The following is a 15588-nucleotide window of genomic DNA, read 5'->3' on the forward strand; positions in this document are numbered from 1 at the left end:
TACCTAAAATCAGCAAGAAATAAAAAATTATCTTGAAAGTGGAATCCGAAAAACCTGAATTAATGTTTTTAGTGGACAATCTTGTTTTTACCAAAAAAAAGAAGCTGTCCTTTTGAGACAGCCTCATAAAGTTATTCTAAAAAAGAGAACATAAAAACTTAGTATCTCAGAATCTTAGCACCTCAGTACCTTAAAAAATTATTCTAAAACCAATGCACCCAAAGCTTCTTTACTAAAACCTTTTAACTGTTCTGTTTTTCCGGCTTTAATTTTAGCAGTCCAGTTTGGGTCAGATAATAAAGGTCTTCCTACGGCAACTAAATCAAAATCACCTCTGTCGAAACGTCTGTTTAATTCTTCTAAAGAAGTTGGCTCAGAACTTTCTCCGGCAAAAGCACCAAAGAAATCGCTTGAAAGACCAACAGAACCAACCGTAATTGTTGGAGCTCCTGTTACTTTTTTAGCCCATCCTGCAAAATTCAAATCAGAATCTTCAAATTCAGGTTCCCAGAATCTGCGTTGTGAAGCGTGTATAATATCAACTCCGGCGTCAACAAGCGGTGTAAGCCAGGCTTCTAATTCCTGTGGATTTTTAGCCAGTTTATAATTGTAATCAGATGGTTTAAACTGAGAAAAACGCATAATAACTGCAAAATCATTTCCTACTTGCTTTCTGATTTCTTTTATTACTTCAATAGCAAAACGGTTACGTTCCGGCAAAGTTTTTCCACCGTAAATGTCTTCACGTAAATTCGTTTCAGCTCTAAAGAACTGGTCAATTAAATAACCGTGTGCACCGTGAATTTCAACAGTATCAAAACCTAATTTTTTAGCATCAGCTGCAGCCTGGCCAAAAGCAATTATGGTGTTTTCAATATCTTTCTCAGACATTGTAATTCCGTTTCTAAAATCAGGACGGTTTAATCCAGACGGACCTTCAAAAGGAACTGGCGGAACCCATCCGGAATGGTGGTTGTCCATAATTCCCATATGCCAGATCTGCGGGCCCATTTTTCCGCCTGCAGCATGAACTTCTTCAATAACTTTTTTCCATCCGTTTAAAGCTAAATCCCCATAAAAATGCGGCACATTAGCATCATTTGATGATGAAGGTCTGTTGATTACGGTTCCTTCAGATAATATTAAACCAACTTCGCCTTCAGCTCTTTTTTGGTAGTAAGCGGCTACTTCATCAGTTGGAACTCCGTTAGGAGAAAAAGAGCGCGTCATAGGCGCCATTACGATTCGGTTTTTTAGATTTAACGTTTTTAAGTTAAATGGCGAAAACAGGTTGTTTGTACTCATAGTAATTTACAAATTAGATTGAATTAATTTACTGAGTGCTTCAAAGGCACCTTCGTTACGTTTATAATAAGTCCATTGTCCAACACGTTTGGCTTCGATGAATCCGGCGCGTTGTAAAATAGACAGGTATTCTGATACAGTTGATTGTGTTAAACCGGCTTTGGCCTGAATTTGTCCCACGCAGACACCGTGTTCAAATCCGCCATGTTCAAGCTGTCCGGGAAAGTTTATTTCGGGTTCCTTCAGCCATTCCAGCATTTGCAATCTGGATTTGTTAGAGAGCGCCTTAAAAATTTCTATATTTTCCATAGGGCAAATATATCGACTTTTCCCGATATACCAATTTAAAGAAACATTTTTAGGAAAATTTTATGATGGAGGAGGAGAAATGATGAAGAATTTAGGAAAGAAAAATTATATTTGCTTATGTATTAATCTCGCAAAGTCGCAGAGGCGCAAAGTTTTTTCAATTGCCTCCAGCTTTAGCTGGAGATATTGAGAAAGGTGGGAAAAGGGCTTTAGCCAAACTTTATATTTTTGGCTAAAGCCTTTCGGGCTAATTTTTATAAACCTCTAGCTAAAGCCGGAGGCAATTCAATTGAAAAAACTTAAAAAAAGCTTGGTGTCTCTGTGCCTTTGCGAGATTAAAAAATGTTCTCCAAAACAAATAAACTTAATCAATTATGAAAAAAACTCTACTTATTTTAGGATTCTTATGTTGTGTAATAATCAGTTCAAAAGCACAGGTTGTAGGTACTGATATTGGTGATATAGCGCCAGAAATCGATCTTCCTGATACAAAAGGCAATAATGTGGTGCTTTCATCTTTGCGAGGTTCTTTGACTTTAGTCGATTTTTGGGCTTCGTGGTGCGGACCATGTATTAAAGAACAACCGGCATTATTGAAATTATACAACGCTTATCCGGATAAATTTTCGATTTACAGCGTTTCTATGGATACTAAAAAACCTTTGTGGTTAGCGGCTATTGCTAGAGGAAAATTACCATGGATACAAGTAAGTGATCTAAAATATTGGAAATCTCCGGTTGTGGGAGATTATATGCTTCAATCAGTTCCCTTGAACTTTTTAATAGACAAAAATGGAATTATCCTTGCTAAAAACATTCACGGAAAAGCGTTGGAAGATATGGTTAATAGTTTGTTGACAGCGCAGTAATTCTATACTTAAATTTTATGGTTCTAAAATCAATACTTTTATTTTTCATTTTACTCTCTTTTAATTGCAATGCACAAACATTAAAAACTGTTAGTAAATTAGAAACAACACATCAAGATTGTTTAGACACAGGTGTTGCAATGAGAATTTGTTCACTTAACTATTACAATCAGTCAGATAGTCTGCTGAATGTTGTGTATAAAAAATTAAGATTAAAATTGAGTACAGACGAGCAGTCTAAATTGAAAAAAGAACAATTAGAATGGCTGAAGAAAAGAGATCAGTATTTTAAAAAAGCATATTCCGACACTAAAAAAGATGGTTATTTTGAAGAAGGAAGTCGTGATTTTGATATGGTTGTTTATGATTTAAAAGCAGACTATGTTTTTGTGAGAGTAAAAGAACTTATCAAAAGAATTTAATTTTCAATTTTAGTTTAAATGCAATCAAAACTCAGTTTATCTGAATTCCGAGCAAGATTAAAAAATAATACTCAAATTGGTTCTCCAAGATTAAAGTTGAGTCCATTTTCTTTTTTGACAATATTTGATGAGCATTCAAAACCTTTTTACGGACTCTTTGATGATAAAGATTTTCGTTTAACGATAAATTATGCAGCAACTCCCACGTTTTTCATTATTAAAGGCAGATACAAAATAATAAATCATAGACTTGATGTTAATTATAGAATTGAGCCACATCCAAAGTTTTATTTATTTTGGATAAAATACATGCCAATTACCGTTTTAATTTTTATGAATATAATGCTGTTTTTGCCTGAAAACAGGCTTATTGAAGCGATTATACCCGTAAATATAGTTCTATTGTTTATACTTTTCTTTTCAAGGTGGGATACTAAACGAAGAAGGAAAAATTTAGAAAAAAAGTTTATTGAAATTTTTGAGATAGAATAAAAACATTGCAACTCTGATCTTTGTCAAAGTTTCAAACTTTTACAAAGATATTCCAAACAGCAACTTAAAAAGCAATTCCAAATTGAAAGTCAACTGTAAAAGATGGATGATCATTGCCAAAACAAACGGGCTATATAAGTTTAATAAATAAGCCAAATAAAGCGGCAATGATTATTATATAAGGTTCAGGCAGATTTTTGACACGGAACAAAGTAATAATTGTTATTACAGCAATAAGAACTGTTGGAATATCAATTATAGTTTGGGAAGCAATTACAAGGACCGAACCTGCCAAAGCACCAATAACTGCTGCCGTAATTCCATCAACAAATGATTTAACCGATTTATTTCCTGCAATTTTATGAAAATAAGGTGCCATAGCAACAGTAAATATATAGCAGGGTAAAAATGTGGCTAAGGCAGCAACCAGAGCACCCAAAAATCCGTCAACTAAATAACCGATGAACCCAACAGTAATTACTACCGGGCCTGGTGTTATCATTGCTACAGCTACAGAATCCAGGAATTGCTGTTCGGTTAACCAATTATTTTCAATTACAACGCCTGAATGCAAAAAAGGGACAATCGCTAACCCGCTTCCAAATACAAATGTTCCTGCCTCGGCAAAGAAAATGGCAATTTTTATTAACGTTTTACTTTCATAATTCCATAAAGGAACCTGCAGGAGCAGTATTGAATTTATAGATTTTGAGTTCCACCATTTAGGAGGTGATTTAATGATCATATATAAAAATCCTGCGGCAATAAATAACAAGACCGGTTCTTGCCGCATGATAAATGTTATACTAAAATTAATAAGAAAAAACAACCATAATAACCAGTTTGTTCTAAAAGACTCTAGATTAAATTTGCCAATAGATTTTACGGTAAGTTTATACGAACTTACGACTATAAGCCCAATAACGGCTGCACCAACACCATAAAATACAGCTTGAATCCAGGGCAGCCCTCCATATAATTTATATATAATTCCTAAAAGAACAACCATAATAAAGGAAGGTAGAATAAATGCAAACCCAATTAAAGTAGCTCCTATTAGTCTATAATGCACAAATCCCAAATAGATTCCTAATTGAGCAGCTAATGGCCCCGGAGCTAATTGGGCTAAAGCCAGACCCTGCTTATATTCTTCTTCAGAAATCCATTTGCGATTTTCGACTAAATCTTTATGCATATATCCTACAAGTGCAACCGGTCCTCCAAAACCTATTGTTCCTAGTTTTAGAAAATATAAAGTTAGTTCTCTTAATGTATATTTTAAAGTAGTCATTGATAAGGATATTTTTAAAAAGCAATTCCAAATTGAAAACCAACTGTAAAGGATGCAGGATGATCATTGCCAAAACGAACAGGCAGAGGCACAGCAACAAAATAACTGCAGTTATCACTTTTTATGACCGTTTTATTAATTACAGGAGTTATACCGTATCTTCCGCTGCTTTCAAAAGCTGCTCTTCCGGCAAAAGTGTAACCATTTCCCAGTGCGACTAAAACGCCGGGATGAAATAATAAATTGGTTACTTTATCACTGTTTCCCTGTACTCTAATGTTGGGAACAACTTCAAATGAAAAACCTATTTTTTGACTCTTCCAAATATTGATTCCGGTAGGAAAACCTACGGCATAATAATCTCTAAAATTTATACTTGTCTGTTCATCGCTAAAAGTTGCAATAGGGTGCATGATTCCAAAATAACCCGTAATTTTTGGATATGTAGTTTGAGAAAATGAATTATAACTAAAAAGTAATAAAGTGATTACGAAAATGTGTCTGAATGAAATCATAATAGTTTTGTTAATTAAGAAACAAAACTATTAATAATGAGATTTTTTAAATAGAACGCTGTTTACCTTTTGTATCTGAATTACTTTTCAGCCTGTTTTTTCTGTAAGAAGAAGGATTTTTTCCCGTTTGCAGTTTAAATATTCTTGTAAAATGACTTTGATCTGAAAACCCTGTCATATAAGCAATTTCAGTTAAGGTATAAGTTGAATTTTGAATTAAATTGATCGCTTTTTCAATTCGCAGTTTTCGAACATATTCACCAAAATTCAGGTCTTCAAAATATTTAGAAAACTCTCTTGACAAATAGGATGGATTTAATTCTAAATCATTGGAGATTTTCTTTAAATCAAAAGTAAACTGCGCATCTATTTGATCCTGAATTATATTTTTTAATTCTTTTACCCACAAAGGCGTTTTTTGACTGCTTTTTTTCTCAATTAAAAACTTCTTGTATACTTCGTGAAGTAAATTTTCGAACGGACTGTTTTGCAGATGGTTCTGCTTGTACAAATGTTTTGCCCAGCTGTATAGTGCATCGTAGAGTTTTAATCCGGTTTCTAATAATTCGGCATCGTTTGTAATGTTGTGCGAAAGCCCGGCAGAAATTGCCCAAAGTCCGGCAGCTTCTTTCGCAAGATCGTGGCGGTCAGTATCGGCGCCGCGAACAATTTTTGCCATAATTAAAACAGCCGGATCGTCAATTTGATACTTTTTTACAATGTAATCAAAAGTGCAATCTTCATTATAATGCGTAAATTCTACATCTGGAATATCAAACGGAATTGCATCTAATTTTTTTGCTTTCTCTAAAACTTCATTAAAAGGAACATAAATAAATTCGGCATCAGCATCAACAAATTTTTTGATCAGCCATGGGCAGGCGATTCTGTCAATTTTAGGCCTTTCACGTGTTATCCATTTCATTTTAATAAGGCTAAAAATTAATCATTTTCTGTTGAAGTTTTCTTTACGCCGCCAAAACTAGTTTTCATCAACTCTCTAATCTGAAACTGCGTTTTATTTCGGGTTACACTTTTCCATTCGTCAAAATCATAAATATGAATTTGATCAGCATACGGGTTTGTTACAAAGAAAAGTCTTGATATTGAATATTTATAATATTTTAATTCATGCGAAATATGACGGTTGGGTACGATAATAAGAATCGTATCCCAATCCAGAAAATTTTTGGGAACATCATCTCTTTCTGTTAATCCAAGAGATTCAAAAAAGGCAAGTATCTTTTGGTCATTATTCTTATCGATCTTTTCATCGATACGTTTAATGGTACTAAGAAGCTTTTTTTCATCTTTAATAACACTCATACAATATTTGTTTTTTTAAATTTTATATAAAATTACACCAAATCAAAATCATTTAAAAAAGTATAGTCAATAGAATGATTCTAAATTTTAATCATTATTTTAAGATTGTTTACAAGGAGTTATTATGTGTAGGTTTTGATAAAATATTATCGACTTAAATCATTTTTATACCATAATTTTATCATTCTAACTTTATTTAATCGCATTTTTATGAAAATTATTTTTTTTAAAAGAATTCTTTTGTTTTTGATTTTTTTGATTTCAGGTCTGGCTTCCGCCCAAAAATCAGAAAGAGAATTGATTTTAATCGATAAGGACTGGCAATTTTCATTTGGTCATTTATATGATACAGAAAAAGATTTTGGACACGCAGCAGGCTATTTTTCCTATTTAACCAAAACCGGATTTGGGGATGGTCCGGCGGCAAAAGACTTTGATGACCGTGCGTGGCGAAAGTTAGATCTGCCTCACGATTGGGCAGTTGAACAGGAGTTTAGCGAAAAAGGAAGTTTTAGCCACGGATTTAAAACTGCCGGAAAAGGTTTTCCTGAAAAAAGCATTGGCTGGTACCGAAAAAAAATCAATATCCCGGAAACTGATAATGGTAAAATTATCAGTTTAAAATTTGACGGTGTTTTTAGAAACTCAAAAGTATTTTTTAACGGCTATTATTTGGGAACAGAACAAAGCGGTTATAACGGATTTGAATATGATGTAACGGCTTATGTTAATTATGGAGGAGAAAATACAATTGTTGTTCGTGCCGATGCATCTATGGAAGAAGGCTGGTTTTATGAAGGCGCAGGGATTTACAGACATGTTTATTTACAGAAAACAAATCCGGTTCATGTAGCAGTTAATGGAACTTATGTAACATCAGAACTTAAAAATAATGATGCTGATGTTATTGCCGATGTTACGATTGAAAATAAAGGAAATTATAAAGGATCGATCGAAATAATTCAGACTATTTTTAATGCTGAAAACAAGCAGGCTGCAAATTTTTCTGAAAGTATACAGGCCCCTGAATTTTACAAAACAATTACTCATAGTTCAAAATTATATGTAGAGCACCCGCTTTTATGGAGTATTGAATCACCTAATTTATATCGTTTAGTAACGCAGATTAAGCAGAACGGAAAAACAATTGATAGTTATGAAACCACATTTGGAATTCGTACTATTGAATTCGACCCGGAAAAGGGCTTTTTTCTTAACGGAAAACCTTTAAAATTAAAAGGGACCAATAATCACCAGGATCATGCGGGAATTGGAACGGCACTGCCAGATGATATTCAGTATTACCGAATTAAAAAACTGAAAGAAATGGGCTCGAATGCCTATCGTTGTTCGCATCATTCGCCAACGCCCGAACTGTTAAAAGCTTGCGATGAATTAGGAATGCTTGTAATTGATGAAACACGTTTGATGGGGATCAACGATTATCATTTAAATGATTTAAAGCGAATGATGGAGCGCGACCGAAATCATCCGAGTATTTTTTGCTGGTCTGTTGGAAATGAAGAATGGAATATTGAAGGCAATATTGTGGGCGAACGTATTACGAATGTAATGCAGAATTATGCAAAAAATATTGACCCAACAAGACCTGTAACAGTGGGAATCAGCAGCGGATTTAAAAGCGGGATTTCGTCTGTAGTTGAAATTATGGGCTATAATTATCTTGGAAACGGTGATATCGACGCACATCGAAATCAGTTTAAAAACCAACCCGGAATGGGAACAGAAGAAGGTTCAACTTTTGCAACGCGCGGCATTTATTTTACAGATGATGCCAAACATTATCAAAGTGCTTATGACCGAAAACCGCGCCCGACTTTTTACAGCATAGAAGAGGGCTGGAAGTTTTATGCCGAAAGACCATATCTGGCAGGAATGTTTATCTGGACAGGATTTGATTATCGTGGAGAGCCAACGCCTTATGGCTGGCCGTCTGTAACGTCGTATTTCGGAATGATGGATGTGTGCGGTTTCCCAAAAGATAATGTGTTTTATTTAAAATCATGGTGGGGAAACAAACCTGTTTTACACATTATGCCGCATTGGAACTGGAGCGGAATGGAAGGCAGAGAAATTGATGTCTGGGTACATTCTAATTGTGATGAGGTGGAGCTTTTCCTGAACAAAAAAAGTCTCGGGAAAAAGAAAATGGAGCAAAACAGCCATTTAGAATGGAAAGTAAATTATATGCCGGGAACTCTGGAAGCAATTGGATATAAAAATGGAAAAAAAGTATTGACCGAAATTCAAAAAACAACTGGAAAAGCTGAAAACATTAAGCTTTCTGTAGATAAAGAAAATGTGCAAAATTCAAAAGTAACGGTTGTAACAGTTGAGGTTACAGATAAAAATGATTTACATGTTCCAACAGCCAGTGATGAAATTACATTTTCAATAAAAGGCGGAAAGATTTTGGGAGTAGGTAACGGCGATCCAATTTCTTTAGAAAAAGATCAGTTTCTTGATGCTCTTTCATTAGTTCAAATAACTAATTTTCAGGAACAAAAAGGAACAACTGTTACTTTGCCTCAGGAATTACAAAATTATCCCGAAAATGATTGGAAAACAGCTTTTAAAGATCGGGATTATAAAAACCAGGCATCATCTTATATTTATAAAGGCGAATTTGAGCTAAAAAACAATTTAGCTTCCAATATCGTGAGTTTCTTTTACAAGAAAATAGGAGTAGAAACGGTAGTTTTTATCAATGGAAATAAAGTAAATGCAAGTACCGAAGATCCTCAAAAGTATATTTTAGATTCGGTGATTTTGAAAGAAGGAAAAAATACGATTCATATTGCCGTAACTCCATTACAAAAAATAAAAGACTGGGACGTTATGAACACAAATCCGGGAGTTATTCAGGTAATAACGCCAGATGAACCTTGGAAAAGAAAGCTTTTTAACGGATATGCACAAATCATAATCCAAAAAGAGGAAAATGTGGGAGAAGTTGTTTTATCCGCCTCCGCGAAAGGATTACGGGCATCAAGTTTGAAGAATTAATTTTAACCGCAAAGGCGTAAAGGTTTACGCAAAGCACGCAATGAGAAATAAAACTTTGCGTCTTCGCGACTTTGCGAGATTATTCGACTCCAGTTTAAAAAACCTTGCGACCTTTGCGAAACCTTTGCGGTTAAAAAACCTGATCCCGAAGCCTCGGGAGAAACCTGAAACAAAATAAACTAAAAATATATTTGATTTTCATAACTTTGCAAAATGAATAATCAAATAGAAACTCAGAATTGCGATTTTACTTCAGATTTAAAGCTGAAGGGGTTTAAAGTATATCAGATAAATGGAGATTTAAGTAAAATTCCCGTTTACAGCCGCAGGGATTTTTATAAAATCTGTATCAACACGAGTAAAAGTATTATACAATATGCTGATCGCGGAATAGAAACTGATGGAACTATTCTGTTTTTTGGTAATCCAATTATTCCATATTCATGGGAAACTGTTTCTGAGGGTTATGAAGGTTATGCCTGCGTTTTTACAGAAGAATTTCTGAAAGCAAAAGACCGTTCAGAAACACTTCACGAATCACCTTTGTTTAAAATAGGAGGAACGCCAATTTTTTCTTTAAATGCTGAACAAAAGACATTTATAGATTCATTGTTTCAAAAAATGATTCAGGAATATGAAACTGATTATGTTTTTAAAGACGATTTAATGCGCAGTTATGTCAACTTGATTATTCATGAATCGATGAAAATGCAGCCGTCAGACAACTTCTTTAAACATAAAAATGCTTCTGCAAGAATTACGTCTTTATTTTTAGAATTATTAGAAAGACAATTCCCAATAGAAACAAAAAATGAACCTTTGGCTTTAAAAACGCCTCAGGATTATGCGCAGAGTCTTGCCGTACACGTAAATCATTTAAATCGTTCTGTAAAAGAAATTACAGGAAAACCAACAACGGCGCATATTACCGAGAGAATTATTAGCGAAGCAAAAGCTTTATTGCAGCATACGGACTGGAGTATTTCAGACATTGGTTATTCGCTTGGTTTTGAATATCCGAGTTATTTTAATAACTATTTTAAAAGACTTACAGGAACGATTCCGAAATCGTTGAGAATGTAAATTGTTTCAATTTCATAATTTTTTGTTTGAATATTGTTATTTCCGGAACGCATTCCTGAGCTAATTTTGCTTTGAAATTACAACAGTAAAATAATTTATCGGTTTTCGACAGACTAAATAAATACTTCATAAAGCGGATTCTAGCTTTTTAAATTTAGTTTATAATTCTGATAATGAAATATATAAGTAATTTTAATAAAGTAAATCTCAAAAAAATAACTAAATTTATGTCAACAAATTATTCAGCCGTTATCGAAGAAGGAAAAGTCCCTGGTACATATATGACGGGCGACGTTTCCTATAAGAAACAAAGCAGTGATATTCATCCTGAAAATACTGTTATTAAGGAAGTTACTTTTGAACCTTGTGCAAGAAGCAACTGGCATATAAATGCTAGTCTGCACATGCTCATTGCAAAAGATGGAATAGGTTATTATCAGGAAAGAGGAAGCACAGCCCGAATACTTCTTAAGGATGAAGTAGTTACAATTTTACCGGGAGTAGAACATTGGTATGGAGCAACTCCATTTGATAAGTTTTCGTATGTTGCCATTATTACAGAAATTGATAAAGGCCACGGAACCTGGTTAGAAAAAGTAACTGATGGAGAGTATTTTCTGTTAAGTCACTAAGTTTCTAAGATGCTAAGATTATAAGTTTTTTGAAACCTGAAACAAAGAAAACCTGAAACAAACTAAAAAAACAATATGGAAACAAAAAACATAAAAGCCTTTGGTACAGAAGCTGCCGAAGCACCATTGAAAACATTAGATATTAAACGCCGCGCGGTACAGGCACATGACGTGGAAATTGAAATTTTATATTGTGGAATTTGTCATTCTGATCTGCATTCTGCAAGAAATGAATGGCACGGAACGATTTACCCAATTGTTCCCGGACATGAAATTGTGGGCCGAATTGTAAAAATTGGTGATCACGTTAAAAATTTCAAAGTTGGCGAATTAGCCGGAGTAGGATGTATGGTTGATTCTTGCAGAGAATGTGAGAATTGCAAAAATGATTTAGAGCAATATTGTGATGAAGGAAGTATTTTGACATTCAACTCTCCAGACAAACATTTAGGCGGAATACAAACTTTTGGAGGTTATTCTGAAAGCATTGTTGTAGATGAAAGTTTTGTGCTGCACATTTCAGATAAATTAGACCTTGCGGGAGTTGCACCTTTACTTTGCGCAGGAATCACAACTTATTCTCCTTTAAAACACTGGAAAGTTGGTCCTGGACAAAAAGTTGGAATCGTTGGTATTGGCGGTTTAGGGCATATGGGAATTAAATTGGCAAAAGCAATGGGTGCTCATGTTGTGGTTTTTACCACTTCGTTATCTAAAACCGAAGATGCAAAACGTTTAGGTGCAGACGAGGTAGTTTTATCTACAGATCCGGAACAAATGGCTAAATATGCTAAAAGCCTGAATTTTATTTTAGACTGTGTTTCTGCAGAACATAACATCGATTCATACCTAAATTTATTAAAAGTAGATGGAACATTGACTTTAGTTGGTGCCCCAATGGATCCGCTTCCTGTAACATCATTCAGTCTTATATTAGGAAGAAGAAGTTTTGCAGGATCTGCAATTGGCGGAATCGCTGAAACTCAGGAAATGTTAGACTTCTGTGCAGAACACAACATTACATCCGATATCGAAATAATTGGTGTAAATGATGTGAACAATGCTTACGAAAGATTATTAAAAGGAGATATCAAATATCGTTTTGTAATTGATATGGCGTCTTTAAAATAAGCTGCTAAGGTTCTAAGCTGCTTAGACCCTAAGTTTTTTCTTGATATAAATAATCCTATTCGTTTAGCGAATAGGATTATTTTTACCCAAAACCCAAAACCCAAAACCCAAAACCCAAAACCCAAAACTCATAACTCATAACTATGAAAGTTATAACCAAAATTATATAACAGAAAAATCTTTCTTTTAGGGAACTTTGACTTAACCATACAACTAATTACTAATCTAATCTATTAAGTCATGCCAGATTCAAGAATTAAAAACGAAGCACAATACGAAGCCCTTGTTAAAAAGGGGTACAGTAAAGAGAAATCGGCGCGTATTGCGAATACACCAGACGCAGGAGAGAAAGGCGGAAGAGCAAGGCCTTATGAAGAATGGACAAAGGAAGAACTCTATGAACAAGCTAAAAAGGTGGGGATTTCAGGACGTTCTTATATGAATAAAAGAAGTTTGATAAAATCTTTAAGAGCTAATTAAAGTAAAATGCTGCACAATTTGTAACGTTTGAGAGATAAACGATTCTATAAAATAAGGGAAAAACATTTTTAATTTTTTACAATTTTAATCCGTTTAATGATGTCAGGTGTCTGCTTAATTAATAAAAAACAATATTGCATCAAAGTTGCATTTAGTGTTTACAAGCAGAGAAATCAACTTTTATACTTGTTCAGTAAAGATTCAGGAAGGCTCAGTATCAATATTACGATTGGAGCAAAGATGTTTTTATTCATCCTGAATTTTTGACTTGAAAAATTCCACCAGAAAAAATTAAGGAATTTACAGCCGAATGTTCGATTAACAGTTTTTAGTTTTTGTATTAAAAAAAGAAATTCGAACTCAAATAACATTGGCAGACATACTCACAAAAAAAAATCTAAAAGATGCAATTTACCCGTTATAAAAAAAATGACAGGGAAGAAAAGCGGCGATTTTTTTTCTATAATAATTATCAACAGGAGCATAAATTGAAAAATGAAGTTTTAATAGATATTCAGGCTGTAATAATCGGTGTTTGAAGTGGATTTTACATCCTGACAATATGACATATCAATGATTATTTTTGTTTAATTTCCAGTGTTTTATGTTATTTAAATTTAATTAAAACTTTAAGATGTTTTTGATGCTTGTAATTTTTAATAATTGAAGCAGTAAAGTACCGATAAATTTTCTTTTTTGGTAAAAACGCTTAAAGAAATTATACATATTAAACAATTTTTAGGGCTTTGAAATCTTCTTTCAGAATTTTATAATGTCTGCAAAACAGGTTTAAAAGAAAAGCTTATCTACGTGTTATTTTAGTTTTCGCGAGTTATTGTTTTGCTTTAGAAAGATTATAGTAAATTATCAGGAATTTAGATTTGAAATTCAAAAAAATAATTTAATTTTTCTGTAAAAACCCAGTGATATCAAGGGATTTGAACGGTTTTTAGAAAATGATATCACGTTTTGCTGTGTAAGGCCATCAACAGTTGCTACAAACTATTTTCAAAATTTGCTGCTTGTTTATATTTGTTTACGCGGAATTTCTGATGTGTTTTATTTTAATCATTAACTTAAATTATTGCTTTACATGATTAGTTTAAACACTTGTAATACAATACATTAGTTTTTTTTTACTATATTTAAAAAAACTACAGCTTCGAACTTTATATTCATCTTCAAAGCCAATTTTGTTATTAGTAATTCTTAAACAGAAATAAGTTTTTTTAGGATAATCAACATACTGTATATTTTGAATAAAGTTTAGAATTTATAAAATAAATTTCGGTTTGTTTTTTGTTTTTGAATGAGCTAATATTAAAATTAATAGAGTTAATTTTCATTGTTTTTAATGATGAAATTTGAATTAACTAATCTTATAATCTTAACACCCATGAAATCATAAAAAAGAGCAAAACATGAAACCGACTATATATAGAAATCAGTCAACTTACATAAAATAAAATAGATAAGTATTTTTATTTTGCTGAGGATCAGTTGTTCCAGATTTATTCTGGAGCAGCTGTTTTTTTTTGAGCTTCACTCAAAGGTTCAAAAGGTTTGTTTAAGAATGTAAAAGACCTTTGTTTCTCTGCTGCTTTGCACCTTTGTTCCTTACCAACTAAAAATTATGAAATTTCTAATTGAAATTGTATAAGAGTTTGATTTGCAATAAGTACGAAATTTAGATTATATAAAATGAGGAAAAAACCAAAAGTTGATTTTGTATATAAATACAAGCTGCTTTTTTAAAACCATAAAGCAAATGAAAAAACTTTACATAAATTCTGGGGGATTTGATGCCGTTTTTAACGATTTTAAAGATAGTTTTGGTGGTGAACTTACTGCTGATAACAATGAATATAATTTAGAAATAAATTCAAAATGGACAAAAGGTTCTATTAAAGGAACCCGATTTGACGACAGAGTTTTATTTATGCATTTTGATCTTGAATTTAACCATGAGGTTAGTTTAAGTATTGAATCATTTAAAACAGCACCTGTCTTTTTTGTTTATTGCGAAAACGGAAATGTAAGCCATAGTTTTGGCGCAAATGGAGAAAAGAAGATACTAAACAAAAATCAATCGGCTGTTTTAAGCAACTCTTCAGTAATAAATAGCGTTTTGTATTTTGAAAATCATAAACGCATACAATTTACATTATTAGGAATACCGACTATTGATAATAAAAATGCTGAATTGGTTTCGCAGGTTAAACATCATTTTACAAACGATTCCGGAAATTACATTTACATTGGAAAAGAAAATTTAAAAATATCTGATAAGATAAAAGAATACAACACAGTTCAGGAAAAAGGATTTGTTGGAACGCAGCTTAAAAAAAGTATTATAATGAATATTATAGAAACAGAAGTAGTGCGTCACAGTTCTAATTATCCAAGAGCCTTTGATCCTGTTGTTAATCTGACAATGAAACCGGTTAGCGAGATCAAACGAATTTTTACCATGAATTTTTCTGTAATACTCGCTGCAGCAAGACATTTTAGATCAAAATATCATTTTCATTTAAACCATATAATCAAAAATTAGCCGGCTGACAATAACTGCTATTATGAAAAAGAGGCTGTCTCAAAAGTGAGGCAGCTTTTTTTGTGGCATAAAAAAAGGAAAGCTTTCGCTTTCCTAATTCTTGCAATTTGATTAAATTGCGGTGTGTGTATAGCTTCAAAAGTAGTCTTTAA

General features: G+C 33.1%; 15 protein-coding genes. 9 read left to right on the forward strand and 6 right to left on the reverse strand.

What is annotated here, in order from left to right:
• Positions 1–198: 198 nt before the first annotated feature.
• The gene (locus LUU93_RS21250) at positions 199–1305 is read right to left on the reverse strand and encodes an NADH:flavin oxidoreductase (protein ID WP_232683177.1); all 1107 of its coding nucleotides are present in this window, start codon (positions 1303–1305) and stop codon (positions 199–201) included.
• Between the two features lie 6 nt (positions 1306–1311).
• Complete coding sequence (locus LUU93_RS21255; protein WP_012025367.1) at positions 1312–1614, reverse strand: ArsR/SmtB family transcription factor; 303 nt, start codon at positions 1612–1614, stop codon at positions 1312–1314.
• Between the two features lie 374 nt (positions 1615–1988).
• Here LUU93_RS21255 and LUU93_RS21260 point away from each other — a divergent pair, with 374 nt between their 5' ends.
• From LUU93_RS21260 to LUU93_RS21270, 3 genes are read left to right on the forward strand one after another with little or no spacing between them, the layout of a single operon-like run.
• On the forward strand, positions 1989–2483 hold the full coding sequence (locus tag LUU93_RS21260) for a TlpA family protein disulfide reductase (protein WP_232683178.1): 495 nt from the start codon (positions 1989–1991) through the stop codon (positions 2481–2483).
• Between the two features lie 17 nt (positions 2484–2500).
• Complete coding sequence (locus LUU93_RS21265; protein WP_232683179.1) at positions 2501–2905, forward strand: lysozyme inhibitor LprI family protein; 405 nt, start codon at positions 2501–2503, stop codon at positions 2903–2905.
• An 18-nt stretch (positions 2906–2923) separates the two neighbouring features.
• Positions 2924–3397 carry a hypothetical protein gene (locus LUU93_RS21270; protein ID WP_232683180.1) on the forward strand — a complete coding sequence of 158 codons (474 nt, stop codon included), beginning with the start codon at positions 2924–2926 and terminating at the stop codon, positions 3395–3397.
• A gap of 130 nt (positions 3398–3527) precedes the next feature.
• Here the strand turns inward: LUU93_RS21270 and LUU93_RS21275 are convergent, their stop codons facing one another.
• The 4 genes from LUU93_RS21275 to LUU93_RS21290 are packed head-to-tail and all read right to left on the reverse strand — an operon-like array spanning position 3528 to position 6529.
• Positions 3528–4688, reverse strand: coding sequence for a chromate transporter (locus LUU93_RS21275; protein WP_232683181.1), 1161 nt, complete (start codon positions 4686–4688; stop codon positions 3528–3530).
• A gap of 14 nt (positions 4689–4702) precedes the next feature.
• Positions 4703–5203 (reverse strand): hypothetical protein, encoded by a 501-nt coding sequence (locus tag LUU93_RS21280; protein ID WP_232683182.1) that lies wholly within the window; start codon positions 5201–5203, stop codon positions 4703–4705.
• A gap of 46 nt (positions 5204–5249) precedes the next feature.
• A complete protein-coding gene (locus LUU93_RS21285; protein ID WP_232683183.1) occupies positions 5250–6128 on the reverse strand; it encodes a chromate resistance protein ChrB domain-containing protein in 879 nt (292 codons plus the stop codon).
• Positions 6129–6145: 17 nt separating this feature from the next.
• Entirely contained in the window at positions 6146–6529 is a 384-nt protein-coding gene (locus LUU93_RS21290; protein WP_232683184.1) for a hypothetical protein, read from the reverse strand.
• 210 nt (positions 6530–6739) lie between these two features.
• Here LUU93_RS21290 and galA point away from each other — a divergent pair, with 210 nt between their 5' ends.
• From galA to LUU93_RS21320, 6 genes are all read left to right on the forward strand, one after another.
• Complete coding sequence (gene galA / locus LUU93_RS21295; RefSeq protein WP_232683185.1) at positions 6740–9556, forward strand: beta-galactosidase GalA; 2817 nt, start codon at positions 6740–6742, stop codon at positions 9554–9556.
• 213 nt (positions 9557–9769) lie between these two features.
• Entirely contained in the window at positions 9770–10639 is an 870-nt protein-coding gene (locus tag LUU93_RS21300) for a helix-turn-helix domain-containing protein (RefSeq protein ID WP_232683186.1), read from the forward strand.
• Positions 10640–10866: 227 nt separating this feature from the next.
• Positions 10867–11271, forward strand: coding sequence for a cupin domain-containing protein (locus tag LUU93_RS21305; RefSeq protein ID WP_232683188.1), 405 nt, complete (start codon positions 10867–10869; stop codon positions 11269–11271).
• A 75-nt stretch (positions 11272–11346) separates the two neighbouring features.
• Positions 11347–12402: an NAD(P)-dependent alcohol dehydrogenase gene (locus LUU93_RS21310; RefSeq protein ID WP_232683189.1), complete on the forward strand. Its 1056-nt coding sequence runs from the start codon at positions 11347–11349 to the stop codon at positions 12400–12402.
• A gap of 240 nt (positions 12403–12642) precedes the next feature.
• The gene (locus LUU93_RS21315; RefSeq protein ID WP_232683190.1) at positions 12643–12882 is read left to right on the forward strand and encodes a DUF7218 family protein; all 240 of its coding nucleotides are present in this window, start codon (positions 12643–12645) and stop codon (positions 12880–12882) included.
• Positions 12883–14650: 1768 nt separating this feature from the next.
• On the forward strand, positions 14651–15436 hold the full coding sequence (locus LUU93_RS21320) for a hypothetical protein (protein WP_232683191.1): 786 nt from the start codon (positions 14651–14653) through the stop codon (positions 15434–15436).
• Positions 15437–15588 lie beyond the last annotated feature (152 nt).

It is taken from the genome of Flavobacterium soyae (genome assembly GCF_021245985.1).
In the GTDB taxonomy this organism is placed as follows: domain Bacteria; phylum Bacteroidota; class Bacteroidia; order Flavobacteriales; family Flavobacteriaceae; genus Flavobacterium; species Flavobacterium soyae.